At 62.2% G+C, this 14,543-nt stretch carries 13 protein-coding genes; 4 read left to right on the forward strand and 9 right to left on the reverse strand.

Annotation, left to right across the window (positions count from 1 at the left end; all coding sequences use genetic code 11):
- A partial coding sequence (locus tag AAF563_24160; GenBank protein MEM7124392.1) for a hypothetical protein occupies window positions 1–266 on the forward strand: 266 nt, incomplete at its 5' end.
- Here AAF563_24160 and AAF563_24165 read toward each other — a convergent pair.
- Both AAF563_24165 and AAF563_24170 read right to left on the reverse strand, forming a co-directional pair.
- The gene (locus tag AAF563_24165) at window positions 263–1,513 is read right to left on the reverse strand and encodes an FAD-binding oxidoreductase (protein MEM7124393.1); all 1,251 of its coding nucleotides are present in this window, start codon (window positions 1,511–1,513) and stop codon (window positions 263–265) included. The genes AAF563_24160 and AAF563_24165 overlap by 4 nt on opposite strands.
- Window positions 1,514–1,525: 12 nt before the next feature.
- Entirely contained in the window at window positions 1,526–2,344 is an 819-nt protein-coding gene (locus AAF563_24170; protein ID MEM7124394.1) for a sulfite exporter TauE/SafE family protein, read from the reverse strand.
- A gap of 172 nt (window positions 2,345–2,516) precedes the next feature.
- Here AAF563_24170 and AAF563_24175 point away from each other — a divergent pair, with 172 nt between their 5' ends.
- Window positions 2,517–4,283, forward strand: coding sequence for a sulfatase-like hydrolase/transferase (locus AAF563_24175; protein MEM7124395.1), 1,767 nt, complete (start codon window positions 2,517–2,519; stop codon window positions 4,281–4,283).
- A gap of 10 nt (window positions 4,284–4,293) precedes the next feature.
- Here the strand turns inward: AAF563_24175 and AAF563_24180 are convergent, their stop codons facing one another.
- The 6 genes from AAF563_24180 to AAF563_24205 form a co-directional block, all read right to left on the reverse strand.
- The gene (locus tag AAF563_24180; protein MEM7124396.1) at window positions 4,294–5,406 is read right to left on the reverse strand and encodes a class II histone deacetylase; all 1,113 of its coding nucleotides are present in this window, start codon (window positions 5,404–5,406) and stop codon (window positions 4,294–4,296) included.
- Window positions 5,407–5,603: 197 nt separating this feature from the next.
- Window positions 5,604–6,365, reverse strand: a complete 762-nt coding sequence (locus AAF563_24185; protein ID MEM7124397.1) for a hypothetical protein — start codon at window positions 6,363–6,365, stop codon at window positions 5,604–5,606.
- A gap of 288 nt (window positions 6,366–6,653) precedes the next feature.
- The gene (locus AAF563_24190; protein ID MEM7124398.1) at window positions 6,654–8,672 is read right to left on the reverse strand and encodes a putative 2-aminoethylphosphonate ABC transporter permease subunit; all 2,019 of its coding nucleotides are present in this window, start codon (window positions 8,670–8,672) and stop codon (window positions 6,654–6,656) included.
- A complete protein-coding gene (locus tag AAF563_24195) occupies window positions 8,669–9,778 on the reverse strand; it encodes a putative 2-aminoethylphosphonate ABC transporter ATP-binding protein (protein ID MEM7124399.1) in 1,110 nt (369 codons plus the stop codon). Before AAF563_24195 ends, AAF563_24190 begins: the two co-directional genes overlap by 4 nt.
- A gap of 78 nt (window positions 9,779–9,856) precedes the next feature.
- Window positions 9,857–10,897 carry a putative 2-aminoethylphosphonate ABC transporter substrate-binding protein gene (locus AAF563_24200; protein MEM7124400.1) on the reverse strand — a complete coding sequence of 347 codons (1,041 nt, stop codon included), beginning with the start codon at window positions 10,895–10,897 and terminating at the stop codon, window positions 9,857–9,859.
- A 254-nt stretch (window positions 10,898–11,151) separates the two neighbouring features.
- The gene (locus AAF563_24205; protein MEM7124401.1) at window positions 11,152–11,529 is read right to left on the reverse strand and encodes a VOC family protein; all 378 of its coding nucleotides are present in this window, start codon (window positions 11,527–11,529) and stop codon (window positions 11,152–11,154) included.
- Window positions 11,530–11,569: 40 nt separating this feature from the next.
- Here AAF563_24205 and AAF563_24210 point away from each other — a divergent pair, with 40 nt between their 5' ends.
- Window positions 11,570–12,106, forward strand: coding sequence for a winged helix-turn-helix transcriptional regulator (locus AAF563_24210; protein MEM7124402.1), 537 nt, complete (start codon window positions 11,570–11,572; stop codon window positions 12,104–12,106).
- A 36-nt stretch (window positions 12,107–12,142) separates the two neighbouring features.
- Here AAF563_24210 and gcvA read toward each other — a convergent pair whose 3' ends face one another.
- Window positions 12,143–13,063 (reverse strand): transcriptional regulator GcvA, encoded by a 921-nt coding sequence (gcvA, locus tag AAF563_24215; GenBank protein ID MEM7124403.1) that lies wholly within the window; start codon window positions 13,061–13,063, stop codon window positions 12,143–12,145.
- A 111-nt stretch (window positions 13,064–13,174) separates the two neighbouring features.
- Here gcvA and AAF563_24220 point away from each other — a divergent pair, with 111 nt between their 5' ends.
- Complete coding sequence (locus AAF563_24220; GenBank protein ID MEM7124404.1) at window positions 13,175–14,536, forward strand: aromatic ring-hydroxylating dioxygenase subunit alpha; 1,362 nt, start codon at window positions 13,175–13,177, stop codon at window positions 14,534–14,536.
- Window positions 14,537–14,543 lie beyond the last annotated feature (7 nt).

The raw sequence follows: 14,543 nt of genomic DNA on the forward strand, positions 1-14,543 counted from the left end.
AGCCATGCGTGGACACGGACGGTGTCAGTCTACGCTGGGATATGGCGTGGCTGCAGCCGCTCTGGCCCGACCTGGCGCTCGATGAGCAAAGAAATGCCGCCATGCTCAACTGGCTCACCGGACCCGGCCGAGAGCATGGCGTGACGAAGATCTTCCTGGAACCTCACCTGGTCGAGCGTCTTGGCATCAGCGATCCCATGATCCGCTTCCAGGGCTGCGCGGCCGCGCGTCACGACGACCACATCCACATCGAAGTTGATAGCTAGAACCGATCCGTTCTGAACGGTTCGAGGTCCAGACCGGGATCGTGACCCGACACCAGATCGGCGATGATCGCGCCGGTGCGCGCGCCCAGTGTCAGCCCAAGGTGCTGGTGGCCGAAGGCGAACCAGCAGTCGCGGACGCCGGGCGCGGGGCCGATCATCGGACGGAAGTCCGGTAGGGTCGGACGACGCCCCATCCAGGTTGTCATCTTCGGATTGTCGACGCCTTCCAGTTCACGCAGCACCGGGCGCGCCCGGCGCCAGATGGTCTGGCCGCGCTCGTGCTTCTCCGGCGCGTCGACACCGGCCAGTTCCACGGTGCCGGCAAATCGAAGCCCGGTCGTCGTCGGGTTGATGCCATAGGCGTGCTCGTAGTGCAGACAGACGCGTGTCAAGCCGCTTTCAAAGCCCTCAAGCTCGACGTGATAACCGCGCTCGGACTCCAACAGCACGCGGATCCCCATCATGCGCGCCAGACGGTGTGAGAACGCGCCCGCCGCGACCACCAGCTTATCGACCGGCATGTCACCCTGGTCGGTCTTCAAGCGGGTCACCCGGCCGTTATCGATTTGCAGGTCCCGAACCTCGGCCTGAACATAACCCTTGGCTTGGCCGTCGCATGCCCGGTCGGCGATGGCGCGGGTCAGAAGCCCCGGGTTGTCGGTGCTGTACACCGTGGGGAAAAAGATGGCGCGCGCGACCTGGTCCGACAGAACCGGCTCCATCTGACGGATCTCCTCGCGCGCCAGCTCATCGAACGTGGCGCCGAAGGACCGATTCATATCGCGCCGCCATTGGTCATTGGCGAAAGACTGCTCGCTGCTGTAGAGACCCAGCAGACCGTTGCGGCGGATAAATTGGTCGGCCTCGGTGTCGCGGACGATCGTGTCATAAGCCGATGTCGTGCCGTCCAACAGGCTCGCCATCGCGGCAGCCGTGCGTTGTTGATCGGCTGTCGTGCAGCCGCGCAGCAGCGTCACCAGCCAAGGCATCATCTTGAAGAGATAGGACCAGCGAATGACCAGAGTCGCGTCCCTGTCGAACAGCATGGACGGGATGTCTTTCAAGAGCCGCGGCGACGGTGGCTGGACTGATGAACCAAGCGTTGAGATGACACCCGCGTTGCCGAACGAACAGCCCATGCCGGGCTCGATCCGGTCGACCAGGGTGACCTCGTGACCGGCGAGCGTCAGGTAGCGCGCGCAGCACGCGCCGATAATGCCGGCGCCGATGATGGTGACGTGGCTCATGACCAACCTCTTCTAAACGACATGCCAGACGCCATTCAGCATATCCAAGGCGACAACGACGAGGAACGTGCCGAAGATGCGTTTCAGCGCATGCTTGTTGAGCCGGTTGCCCAGACGCACGCCGAACGGTGCGGCCGCCATCACGATGGGCGCCATGACAAGAAAGGCGATCCCGTCGACGTAACCGATGGCATGATCCGGCAGGTCGCTCACGTCCAGACCGTTGATGATGTAGCCAGTGGCGGCAACGGTGCTGATCAGCACGCCGCCCACGCTGGAAACGGCGATGGCGCGGTGAATGGGATAGTCGAAGGCGTTCAAAATCGGCGTGATGAAGGTACCGCCGGTCAACCCGAGCAGAGTCGATGCCGCGCCAAAAAAGGCGGCGAAGAACGTACGTAGCCAGCCTGCCAGTCGATCGGCCAACTTGAAGCTGTCGCTTGAGACCAGCATGTGGATGGCCGCTATCAGGATCACGATGGCGAAGGCTGCCTGCAGGCTCTCGCCCTCAATGAAGCGCGATGCAACGACGCCGATGACGACGCCGACCGCGAGCGCTGGCAGCCACAGTTTCAGAAACGGCACGTCGACATTGCCCGCGCGCCACTGCATCAACGAAGCGGAGATCGAGCTGGGCAAAGCCAGAGCCAGCGATGTGGCGACTGCCATGTGCATGACCAGGGATGGCGCAATGCCGAAGGCCGGGAACAGATAGAGAAAGATCGGTACGCGCAGGATACCGCCACCGATGCCAAACAATCCGCCAGCGTAACCGGAGGCGATGCCGGCCGCGGCCAGCCAGCCCACATAGATCCAAAGATCCTGCTCCACCGCACCCCCATTCGATGACCACCCACGACCTCGATATCACGATGGCGGGGAAGACACCAACCGGGCGGTTTGACGGCTCTATCAGTATCCTCAGCTTGTCCTGGCCAGCGACTTGGGTTGCAATGCACTCACACAGTCGGCGGCGAACATACAACAGGTACGGGGCCAACCCATGAGTCATCAATCACGTGGCGGAAACCCGACTGATGCGGATGGCCCAAGCCGCGTATCGCGGCGCGACCTGTTGAAGACCTCGACCGCCGCAGCATCGGGTGCCGGCCTCTTGCCGACCTTTTCAACAGACGCCGAGGCCGCCGATGGCGGAGACGGAAACAAAGGTCGGCTTCACAACATCATTCTGATCATCTCCGATCAGGAGTCCTACAGACTCCTGGCACCCGACGACTACGACCTGCCGGTCCGCGCCGAGCTCGACAGACGCGGTACGCGGTTCGAGAACCACTATGTCGGGGCAGCGATGTGCACCGCTTCGCGCGGTGTCATGTTCAGCGGCCAACCGCCCCAGGTGAACGGGCTGTTCGACCAGATGGAGCTGGGCTACGTGCCGAGCATGAAGACCGACAAGCCCTCCATGGGAACGGTGATGCGGGAACTCGGTTACAAGACCGCCTATTTTGGCAAGTTCGAACTGAAGAAGAGCATCATCTTTCCAACCGACACGACCAACTACACGGCGGCGCTCGACGAATACGGCTTCGACACCTTCTCGCCTGACGGCGATAAGACGGGCGCGCAGGATCAGGGCTACGACACCGACATCGATACGGCCGCCGATGCCGTGCGTTGGATGAGAACGCATGGCCAGGCCTTAAACGCCGCCGGACATCCGTGGTTCCTGGTCGTCAGCTTCATCATGCCCCATGACGTCATGTACACCGACGCCAACCTGCCGGGCGACAACACCCAAGCCTCCGAGGTCGGGCTCACCATCACCCCGCCGCCGGACAACGCGATCTATCGCACAGAATGGACCTTTCCGCTGTCACCGACGCATTCCGAATCCCTGGGCGCGCCCGGTCGACCCAGAGCGCAACGCGAGTACTATATCGGCTGGTCGAACATCATGGGCTACATACCCAACAGCAACGAGGCGATGTGGCACAGGTTCTACAACTTCTATCTCAATCTTCTGCGCGACAACGATCAGAACATCGGCACCGTCATCGATGCGGTGACCGAACTCGGCTTGTGGGAGAACACCGTGGTCGTGCGCACAGCCGACCACGGCGAGTTGGGTGGCAGTCACGGCGGCTTGCGTGGCAAAGGACCGTTTCCCTATGAAGAACACAGTCATGTGCCGCTTGTTATCGTCCACCCAGACCAGCCGGGTGGACGGCAATGCCATGCAGTGACCAGTCATGTTGATCTGGTGCCGACGCTTGCCGGGCTAACCGGCGCGTCAGAGGAGGCGCGCCGGACGTCGTTGGGCGGGCTGCCCGGCTACGATTTCACCGGACTGCTGGCTACCCCCGAAACCGCTGGTTTTGACGCCATCCGTCCTGCAGTCCTGTTCAGCTATGTCGGCCTTCAGACGATTGACGCGCGTTATCTTCTATTGGCGGGCGCCGATACGATGGCGACACGCAAGGGTCTACCGCCGCTGTCGGAGGTCCATCCCGACCTCTCGAAGCAGGGGTTCATCAACTTCTGCTTTGACGGGCGTTACAAGTTCGCGCGCTACTACGCGCCCGCCCAATTCAACACACCGATCGTGTTCGACGAGATCTACGAAAAGAACGAGCTTGAGCTGTTCGATCTTGAATCCGATCCCAATGAAACCGACAACCTTGCGATCAAAGCCGACGACAATCGCGCGCTGATCCTGGCCAAGAACGAGCTGTTAAACGACTTGATCGCCGACGAGGTCGGCGTGAACAACGGCAGTTTCCTGCCCGATGCGGTAAGGCCGGAACCTTAGGTTCTATCGATCAGCCTTCGGGCACCGCCTCGGCGAGCGCGGCCGCCTTCTTGATGACGTCGTCTTGGTGGGGATAGAGCTGATGGCCGCCGGCGACATCGACGAACTCGGCAAAGACATCCTCGATGTCGCTCGAGATGCCCGACAGCTCTTCCATCACGGCCAGCCCGCAATAGGGTACATAGGCCGCCGAATAGCCGCCTTCATGGCTCAGCACCAGCTTGCCGCCGGTCAACTCATCGGCCAGTTCCAGCATGATCTGCGTCAGTCTGCGATAGGTCGTCGACGTCACCATCATGCGGCCCAGGGGATCATAGATCGAACCGTCGAAGCCTGAGGCGATGATGATCAGCTCTGGTTTGAACCGGCGCAGCGCCGGGGCGACGACACGTTCGAAGGTCTGGATATAGGCGTCGCGGCCCGATCCCGGCGGCAGCGGCACGTTGATGTTTGCGCCCTTGCCGTCACCGTCGCCGGTCTGATCGATATGACCGGAATCGGTGGGATACCAATTGTCCTGGTGGATCGAGATCGCCAACACACTGGGGTCGTCATAAAAGATCCGCTGGGTGCCGTTGCCGTGATGTACGTCCCAGTCGATCACCGCCGCACGCTTGATACCATGGGCATCGCGGGCGTGATGCACGGCAACGCCGATATTGCTGAAGATGCAGAAACCGCGGCCGATATCCGGCTCGGCGTGATGGCCGGGTGGTCGCACCAGCGCGTAACCGTTGTCGATGCGCCCTTCTGTCACGGCATCGACCATGGCGATGGTACCGCCGGTCGACAGCAGCGCAATCTCGTAACTGCCGCGGCCGAACGGCGTACCCTCACCCGCGTTACCGCCATTCTCCGCGCTCATCGCCTTGATGCCGTCGACATAGTCCGGCGTATGGACGCGCAGGATCTCCTCCTCCGTCGCCGGGCGCGGCGCTATGTGGTTCATCTTGTCGTAGAGACCGGCGACCTCCATCAGGTTGCGCATGCGCCGCTTTGTCTCGGCATTTTCCGCATGCTCGCCCGGCTGCACTTTTGGGCCGGACGGGTACCACAACGCCGCGCTGCCGGTGTCGTGCCACATATAGAGTTCGTGCATCAGAAAACCGGTCTTGCGGTTCATGGTCGTCCCCTTCCCTCGATCGTGTGTTCCAGCGATCGTCCGGGATGCAGGCGGCAATGACAAGAGGCCATGTGGCAAAAGAGCGTCGGACAGCTCCCCCAAACGCAAATCGGCCCGCACCAACCGTGGTGCGGGCCGTAATACCAGATCTGGAAGCGCGGACGCGACAGACGCCCACACACCTCAGATGACGTTTCCTAACAACTGCGGTCGGCGATCTGCGCCATGGTGACGTGCGAGGCCTCCGCTTCGTCGATATCGGCTTGGTCGATAGTGCCGTCGCAGTTCAGATCATAAGCGTTCATGACAGTGTCGATGGCATCGGCAGACTCGCCCTTCTCGATCATGCCGTTGCCGTTGTCATCGGCACTTTCGAACAGGCCCTGCAGATAGGCACCGGCGATCGGATCGGCCGTCAACGCGGCCTTGCACTCTTCATCGCTCAGCGTGTGGCCAGCCTGGTCGGCGGCTTGTTGCAACACATGCTGGATGTGATCGGTTTTCGCCGGGCTGTCGCTTGCCATGTAACCGAACTCGCACCAGCCGATACTGGCGTTCTCATCGAAGTCAAAGAGATCGATGGAGCCATCATGAGTCTGATGCATGTTAACATGGGTCGGGTGGTGGTTCTCCGGCGTCGGTTGCGGGTGATGCCGGTGGTTTTTGATCCACCGAATGATCTTGTGAATGATCGGATGGCAATGGTGGCAGTGCGCACCTTCGGCCGCGCCGGTATGGTGCTCAGCGAAATGGTCGAAGTGCGCGTGATTGCCCCGGATGTCATTGTGACCGGCGCGCGCGCCGCGGATATCAGCGGCGGCCGCGTGCATGGCGTGGAACACGTGGGCGGCCGCGTGTCCCTCGGATCCAGGATGACCCTCAGGTGCGGCAGAGGCTTGAAAAGCCAAGCCGGCCGCCAGCACCATCGGCAGCGTGGCGGCTGCTAGAATCTTCTTCATGGTCAAGACCTTCTGTAGCTGCATTGCGCTCTAGGACCCCGCGCGCGGAAACGCTCAGCTATCCTCTTGCGAGACTACCACCAATGCGTGAACGGGCGAAACGCCCCATCGGCAACCCCAAACGCTGGAGACCGTCAAGCGGGACGCCCAAGCACTGACGAAGCCGTCGAGGACGAGCAAAGCCCAAACGCGTGCCTAGCGCAAAATCCTATGTCGGCGGATCAATGCTGACGTGTGAGAGTCATCACAGTTTGATGAAGGGCACCATCGATGCGCGAGCCACCTGCCCTAACCGCGTTGCCGCCAGGCCTGGCTTCGACGACCCAGAATGCGGCCGGCGCCGGCATGCAGCAGGCGTGCGGCAACGTTGGTGTAGAAAATCATCATGCCCATGGCCGCGGCCGGTGCGATATCGCCCGCATCGTCCATGTTCAGGACGGCCACGGCGGCCAGCGTCGTTTGCGGGCGATAGAGGAACACCACCGCCGAGACGGTCGTCATGGCGTTGACGAACATATAGATCGCGATATCCAGGATTGCCGGCTGACATACCGGCATGGTGACCCGGCCGAACACCTTCCACACCGACTGCTTGAGCGAAGCGGAGACGGATTCAAACTCCCGATCCATCTGCTTCAGCGACGTCGTCGCGGTCAGATGCGCGACCGTATAGAAGTGAGCGATTGTACAGATCACCAGGATCGCCATGGTGCCGTAAAGGAAACCCAGCGGGTTCTCTGGATGATTGAAAAAGAAGATATAGGAAAGCCCCAGCACCATGCCCGGCACCGCCATCGGCATCATGGCGAGCAGCTGCAGCAGCCAGCGGCCGCCAGCGAAAACCCGGGTCTTCTCAACCACGAAGGCGCCGACGAAGACGATGACGGTGCCGATCACCGCGACATAGAACGCCATGCGTAACGAGTTGCCATAGGAATCCCAACCGCCGCCGTCCATGCGGTCGAAGTCGTAGTTCTTCAGGCTGAAGCTCAGGTCATAGGGCCAGAACTTGAACAGCGCGGCCAACTGACACATGGCAAGAATGCCGACGATAAAGAACGACACCAACGCGCAGTAGGCCAGCATGGTGGTGTCAAAACGCAGGTTGCGCGTCGGCGCGTAAGGCACGGCGCGTGCCGATAACAGCGCGACCTGGCGCCGCCGGACGCGACGGTCGACCGCGAACGCGACGAGCGCCGGCACCAGCAGGATCATCGAGACGACGGCGCCCATCTGGAAGTTCTGCTGGCCGATGACCTGTTTATAGATATCCAGCGCCAGCACGTTGTACCCGCCGCCGATCACCTTGGGCACGCCGAAATCGGTGATGACGAGCGTGAAGACAACAAAGGCAGACGAGATCAGGCCATAGCGTGCACCCGGCACGGTCACGGTCCAGAACGTGCGCCAGCGGGTTGCCCTCAACGCGATCGAGGCCTCATAGAGCCTGGCGTCGGAAATCGACAGCGCCACCAGAATGATCAGAAAGGCATGCGGAAAGGTGAAGAAGACCGACGCGATGACGATGCCGATCGGTCCGTAGATCGATTCACCCATCAGTAACGTGTTGAGCGGTCCCTGGTTGCCGAACAGGTAGACCAGCCCGATACCGGGCAGCAGGGACGGCACCAGGATAGGCACCATGGCGACGGTCTTGAACAGTCCCTTCGCGGGCATGCAGCTTCGCGTGATCGCATAGGCGAAACCGAAGGCCAGCGGCACGACGATGAACATCGTGATCAACGAGACAATCAAACTGTTCAGGATCGACCCGCGAAGCGATGGCGTTTCAAAGTAGAAGAGGTAGTTGTCCAGCGTGACATGGCTGATTGGGCGCACCAGAACCTTGCCCAGGCTCGATCGTTCGACCTCGCGCCACGCATCGTCGGTACTGATGGTGCCGTCGAACAGCAACATGCCCTTGTCTTCGGACATGTCGCGCAGGCGGAAAAGTTCGACATCCTTGCGGTCGGCCTTGGAGATGAGCTTGGAGACCTGAAGCCGCGTGCGCTCGCTGGGCCTGAGCCCATCGTTAAGCGGCGTACCCAATCGCTCCTGCCAGTGCGCGAGCGTGTGCGCCTCGCCCCAGGTGCCGTCGGGAAGCTGAAACTGGACTTCGACGTCCTGCAGCTGAAAGGCGTAGGTCCTGAGCGACTGCTCGAACATCGCCAGCAGCGGCGCCGCGACGGCGACGACCAGATAGAGCGCGATGATAACGATCAGACCGCGCGTCGTGATCCCGTCGGAGGTCGCGCCGCGCGCGGCGGCGGCGACCGGTGCGCCCGCCGTCTCACCGGAGGCGCTCATGACCGGGTGAAGAGCTGGATGCGGTCGGCCGGCAGATGAAGACGGATGGTCTCGCCCTGTCTCAGTCCACCGGTATCGCCTCCCTGGATCGGCATATCGACACTCAGGCTGGCGGCATCACCGAGATCGCCGCCCGATGCCTCCAGACGCTGGAACGAGCCGAGAAACTCGATGTCGCCGACGATCGCCGTCAGCTCGCCTTCCGCGCCACCGCTCTCAAGCCTCACATCCTCCGGACGGATGGCGAGCGTTACTTTGTCGCTAGCCTGATGTCCGTGTGTCGGACAGGCGATGCGATGGGCGCCAACCTCGACGCTGCCGTCGTCGACAACCACGGCCTCAATCAGGTTCATCTTGCCGATGAAGTCGGCGACAAAGGCGGTCGCCGGCGCGCCGTAGATTTCTTCAGGCGTGCCGATCTGTTCGATATGGCCCTCGTTCATGACGACAATGCGGTCGGCCATGGTGAGCGCCTCTTCCTGATCGTGGGTCACCATGATGGTGGTGACGCCGAGCTCGCGCTGCAGGTGTTTGATCTCACGGCGCAGCCGGCCGCGTACCTTGGCGTCCAGCGCCGACAAAGGTTCGTCCAGCAGCAAGAGTCCAGGCGACGGTGCTAGCGCGCGCGCCAGTGCCACACGCTGTTGTTGGCCGCCGGAAAGCTGCGCCGGATACTTGTCGGTCTGATCGGAGAGCCCGACAGTCGCCAGCAGCTCATCGACCCGGCTGTTGATGTCCGGGCGCTTCAGGCCGCGGTTTTCCAACCCGTAGGCGATGTTGGCGCGCACCGTCAGGTTGGGAAACAGCGCATAGGACTGAAAGACGATGCCGAAGTCGCGGTGTGTCGCCGGCAAGGCCGAGACGTCGCGTCCAGCCTGCACGATGCGGCCGGTCGTCTGGCTTTCGAGGCCGGCGATGATGCGCAGAAGCGTTGTCTTGCCGCAGCCCGACGGTCCCAGGAAGCAGACGAACTCGCCGCCATGGATGTCGAGACCGACATCCGATAGGGCGGGGAACTCGCCAAACAGTTTGGAAACGGCGGAAAGGCTCAGATAGGCCTCTCCGGGCGTTGCGCCATCATCCGGGTTCACTGCCGCCACGCTCATCGAAATCTCCGGAAAACGGAGAACCCTCCGCGCCACTGTTTTTCGGACGCGAAGGGTTCCGTTCTCACCTGTGCTCGATCAGCCTTCCGGTTCCGACTTCTCGTCGTAGCGTGACTGCCACTCGGCCAGGATGCGCTCCCGGTTCTGGGCTGCCCACTCGAAGTCGTTGTCGATCATGGCGTCAGTGATGCCTTCGGGAAAATGCTCGACCGGCTGCGCCAGTTCGGTAATGCCGATGACGGCATAACCTTCGTTGTACATCCGGTTGGCGTCTTCGCTGATCGACCAGTCGACCAAAGTCTGGGCGGCTTCCAGGTTATCCGTCCCAGCGACGATCGCTGTCGCCTCCATATCCCAACCGATGCCTTCGGTGGGGATGATGATCTCCAGTGGCGCGCCATCGGCCTTTGACTTGGCGCCGCGGAAAGCGAAGGAAACGCCGATCGGGACCTCGCCGCGCGCCGCGTCCTTGCAGGGCTTGGAACCGGAGTGCGTGTAGAACGCGATGTTGTCGTGCAACCGATCCATGTAGTCCCAGCCACCGTCTTCACCGAACAGCTGCAACCACGACGAGACGTCCAGGAAACCGGTGCCCGAGGAGTTCGGGTTCGGCATGGCGACATGGCCCTGGTACACCGGGTCGGTCAGGTCTTCCCACGAGCTCGGCATCGGCAAGCCGTTGTTCTCGGCTTCCACCGTGTTGACGCAGATCGCGGCGACCCAGGCGTCCATGCCGGTCCAGTAAGGTGGCTCGGCGGCGTCACGGAACTTGTCGTTCAAGCGGTCCAGGCCGGCGGGCGCATAGGGCTCCAGCATGCCTTCGCTCTTCATCAGCAACAGCGAGGTCGCGGCCAGGCCCCAAACCACATCCGCCTGGGGATTGTCCTTTTCCGCCAAGAGCTTGGCGGTGATGATGCCGGTCGAATCGCGGACCCAGTTGATCGTGATATCCGGATGCGCCTCGTTGAAGCGCTCGGCGTATTTATCCAGATCCTCCGCTTCGACGGCCGTATAGACGGTCAGCTCGGTCTGGGCGAACGCGGTCGTCGCCATCAGCCCGGCCACGGCCGCGCCCAGCACGCCCGCCGTCAATGATTTGAGGTAAGTGTGAATGCTCATGAAGGTACTCCCCCGAGTGAATAGAGCCCCGGCGCGGCAACTGGCCACACCGTCCCCGCCGTCCGGCCATTCGTGGTCTTAAAGCCAACGCGGCGGATCGGCACGTGACAGAGTAATGACGGCCGCCGCCAGTTGCTACGGAATTGTCGTGGCCTCAGCGCCGTTATTGCAACGAAATCAGAAACTTGAAGATCTATACGTCTAGATGTATCCGATTGCGGCCGCCGGCTTGGCAAGCTCAATCGGTCTCAGACTCAATCAGCCTTGGTGAGATCCTGCGCCAGCATCAGAGCGTTGCCGTCGGGATCGTAGAACGTCGCCGTGCTCACCATGCCTTCGATGGTTTCGGTTTCGCCATCGAATCTCACGCCGGCATTTTCCAAGGCGGTCCGCGCGGCGTCGATATCCGTGACTCCGAACACCGGTACGGTGTTCCCCGGGCTGGGCTCGGCTTGCTCGCCCAGGCCCAGTGTCACGCCTTCCGTTTTTGTCTGCATCTCGCTCCACCCGGCTTCATCGATGTGGTGGATCAGTTGGAAACCAAGATTGTCTTCGTACCATCGCGCGCTTGTGTGCCTGTCGCGAACGGACAGCGCCAACGTGATGGTGTTCTCCAACGAAACGACAGGCATGGCTCTTTTCCATCTATTAAAAATATATTAACTATACTTTATGGACATTCCTCTGCTTGTCAATCTCACGTCCAAAGCATGGTCCTTGAACATTCTGGCCCTCCTGCACAACGGTGTGCCGGGCCGGCAAGCGCCATTGCTGGCGGCGACAACCGCAAGCCGGACGTCGTTTACGTCCAGCCTGAATCATCTTGTGGAACTCGGCCTCTTGGAGAGAAACCCGGGTCACGGTCATCCGCTAAGGCCCGAGTTCCGGTTGACGCCGCGCGGCACCGCGGCGGCGAATGCGGCCGCCCGGATCACGAAAGCGATACCCGACGATGACGACTTCGCCCTGTTGCGGCGGAACTGGAGCGTACCGGTTTTGGCGCTGACGGCGACACCCAAACGCTTCTCAGTCATCAAATCCGGCCTGGTGACCGTCACCGACCGTGCCTTGTCGATGTCGTTGGGCATGCTCGAAGAGAAGATGTGGCTGAAGCGCGCCGTCGATACCGCACAGCGCACGCCATTCCCGACCTATCAAGCGGTCAACGCCGGCAGGCGTGTCAACAGCGCGATTGGATTGAACGGTTAGCCGGAGACGGCGGCGCCGTCGTTGCTCGCCGTCGGCTCAACGGGCGATTGTGGCCGCCCCGCAGGGCGGCTGATCCAGGAGCCATTCCCGGAACGCCGCGATCTTCGTCTCGTCGCGCCGCGCGCTGTCGTAGACGAGGTAGTAGGAAAAGGGATGTGGCGCCGCAAAGGGAAACGGACGTACCAGCCGGCCAGCCTCAATGTCGGCCGCCGCCAGTTCAAGATACCCCATTGCGATGCCCAACCCGTCCATTGCCGCCTGCAGCGCCAGGCTGGGATCGTGAAACGACAAACCCGGCATGGTGGCGGGCACGGCGACGCCGGCAGCACCGAACCACAGCCGCCATTCCTCACCCATCTCGTGGCCGGCGATATCGGCGTGAAGGAGTGTTGTCGCTAACAGATCCTTCGGTTCGGGCGCGTCGCCAAGTCGATTCAGGAAACTCTGGCTGCAGACCGGCGCCAGATGGATCGGCAGCACGAACTCGTCGACCAGACCGCCCCATGGCGGCACGCCGCAGCGGATCGCGACATCGGCCTCGCCCGCCACCAGATCCAGATAGGAAAGCGCCGGATGCAGATGGATGGCGATGTCGCCCCGCGCGCCGCGCCAGTCGCCCAGGCGCGGGATCAGCCACTTGGCCGCAAGCGTCGGCGTCGTCGTCACCCGCAACACGTCATCGTCCGGCGCGGCAATCAGGCCGTCCAGAGTCGCGGCAATGCGGTCGAACGATTCCGCCAGCACCGGCAACAAGGTATGGCCGGCCTCGGTCAGGGCGACGCCGCGGTTGGTGCGTATGAACAATGCGATGCCCAGCATCTCCTCCAACTGGCGGATTTGATGGCTGACCGCACTGTGGGTCACAGCCAGTTCGTCGGCGGCGCGCGAGAAACTCAAGTGTCGAGCAGCCGCCTCGAAGGCCCTTAACGAATTGAAATGCAGCGATCTCCGGCGCATGGCCCACACCTGATGTGAACGGAACTAACAGCAATGGTGCAGAATCGTCGTTTGCTGTCAAACCGCCGCGTGCGGCATACCGGTGGTCGACCTAGCTCTGAGGCCTTGACCATGTCAAAGCATGCCGTTGCGTCGGATCGGCCGCGCGCCGCGTTCGACGGCTATAACCAGACCGCACGAGGCACCAGCGACGAACGCCTGACACGGGTCGGACCGGGCACGCCGGCCGGCGAACTGTTGCGGCGTTTCTGGCAGCCGGTCGCCTTGACCAGCGATCTCGGCGATCGCCCTACGCTGATCCGCATCCTGGGCGAAGACCTCGTCGTGTTTCGCGACAAGTCCGGCACCTATGGCGTGGTTCACCGCAACTGTCCGCATCGTCGCGCGTCGATGGAGTTCGCCACCTGCGAAACGCGCGGCATCCGCTGCTGCTATCACGGCTGGCTGTTCGACGCCGACGGCAGTGTCCTGGAGGTGCCCGGCCAACCCGCCGGCGTCGAGGAAAAGCTGCGCGCCTCGGTCCGGCTCGGCGCCTATCCGGCGCGCGAATACCGCGGCATCATCTTCGCCTATATGGGACCGCCGGATTTGTGCCCGGACTTTCCGATCTACGACACGCTCGAGATTCCCGATCAGGTCTACGTTCCCTATCGCGCGCCCTTCCGCTGCAACTGGCTTCAGGTCATGGATGCGATCCTCGATCCCATCCACACCAGTTTCCTGCACTCCAGCATCAGCCGTGAGCAGTTTTCCGAAGGGTTCGGCGAAGTCGGCGAGATGAAGTTCTACGAACGCCAGTTCGGTTTCATCGGCACCAATTCGCGCCGCGTCGATGACAACGTGTGGGTGCGCGTCAATGAACTGATCTTCCCAAACTACACCCAGGCTGGTGCCGCGTTCGCCGCCGACGGCACGAAGCCGCGTTACTTTGGGCGCACGTCGTTTGCCCGTTGGGTCGTGCCGATCGACGACGAGGACACGCAATGCCTCGCCTGGGCCTGCTTCGGTGAACGCGGCGATCCCCACGAATACAACACGCCCGAAGGTCCGGAGCTTATCGAGCAGGGCGAGGTGTTCGACCGCCCCTATGAGGAGCGCCAGCGCTATCCCGCCGACGCCGAGGCGTGCGAGGGCATGGGACGGATCACCGAACACTCGCTGGAAAACCTGGTGCCCAGCGACAAGGGCATCGTCATGGCACGACGTCGCCTGGCCGCCATGGTGAAAGCGCTCGAAGACGGCACCGAACCCGATAACACTGCGACGTTCTGGTCCGGCCCCGTGCCGACCTATGGCGGCGACACCGTGCTCTGCGCGCCGGCCAGGACCAATGATGACCGCAAGCTGCTGCGTGACGTCGCCAAAGCGGTGATGGAGATCCAGTTCGCCGCCGAGGAACTTGTCGGCGCCGCGCGCGACGACCAGGTGATCGCACAGTTGAAGGACCTCGAAGCGCGCGGGTTTGCGCCATGAGCGCCGA

Source organism: Pseudomonadota bacterium (genome assembly GCA_039028155.1).
In the GTDB taxonomy this organism is placed as follows: domain Bacteria; phylum Pseudomonadota; class Alphaproteobacteria; order SP197; family SP197; genus JANQGO01.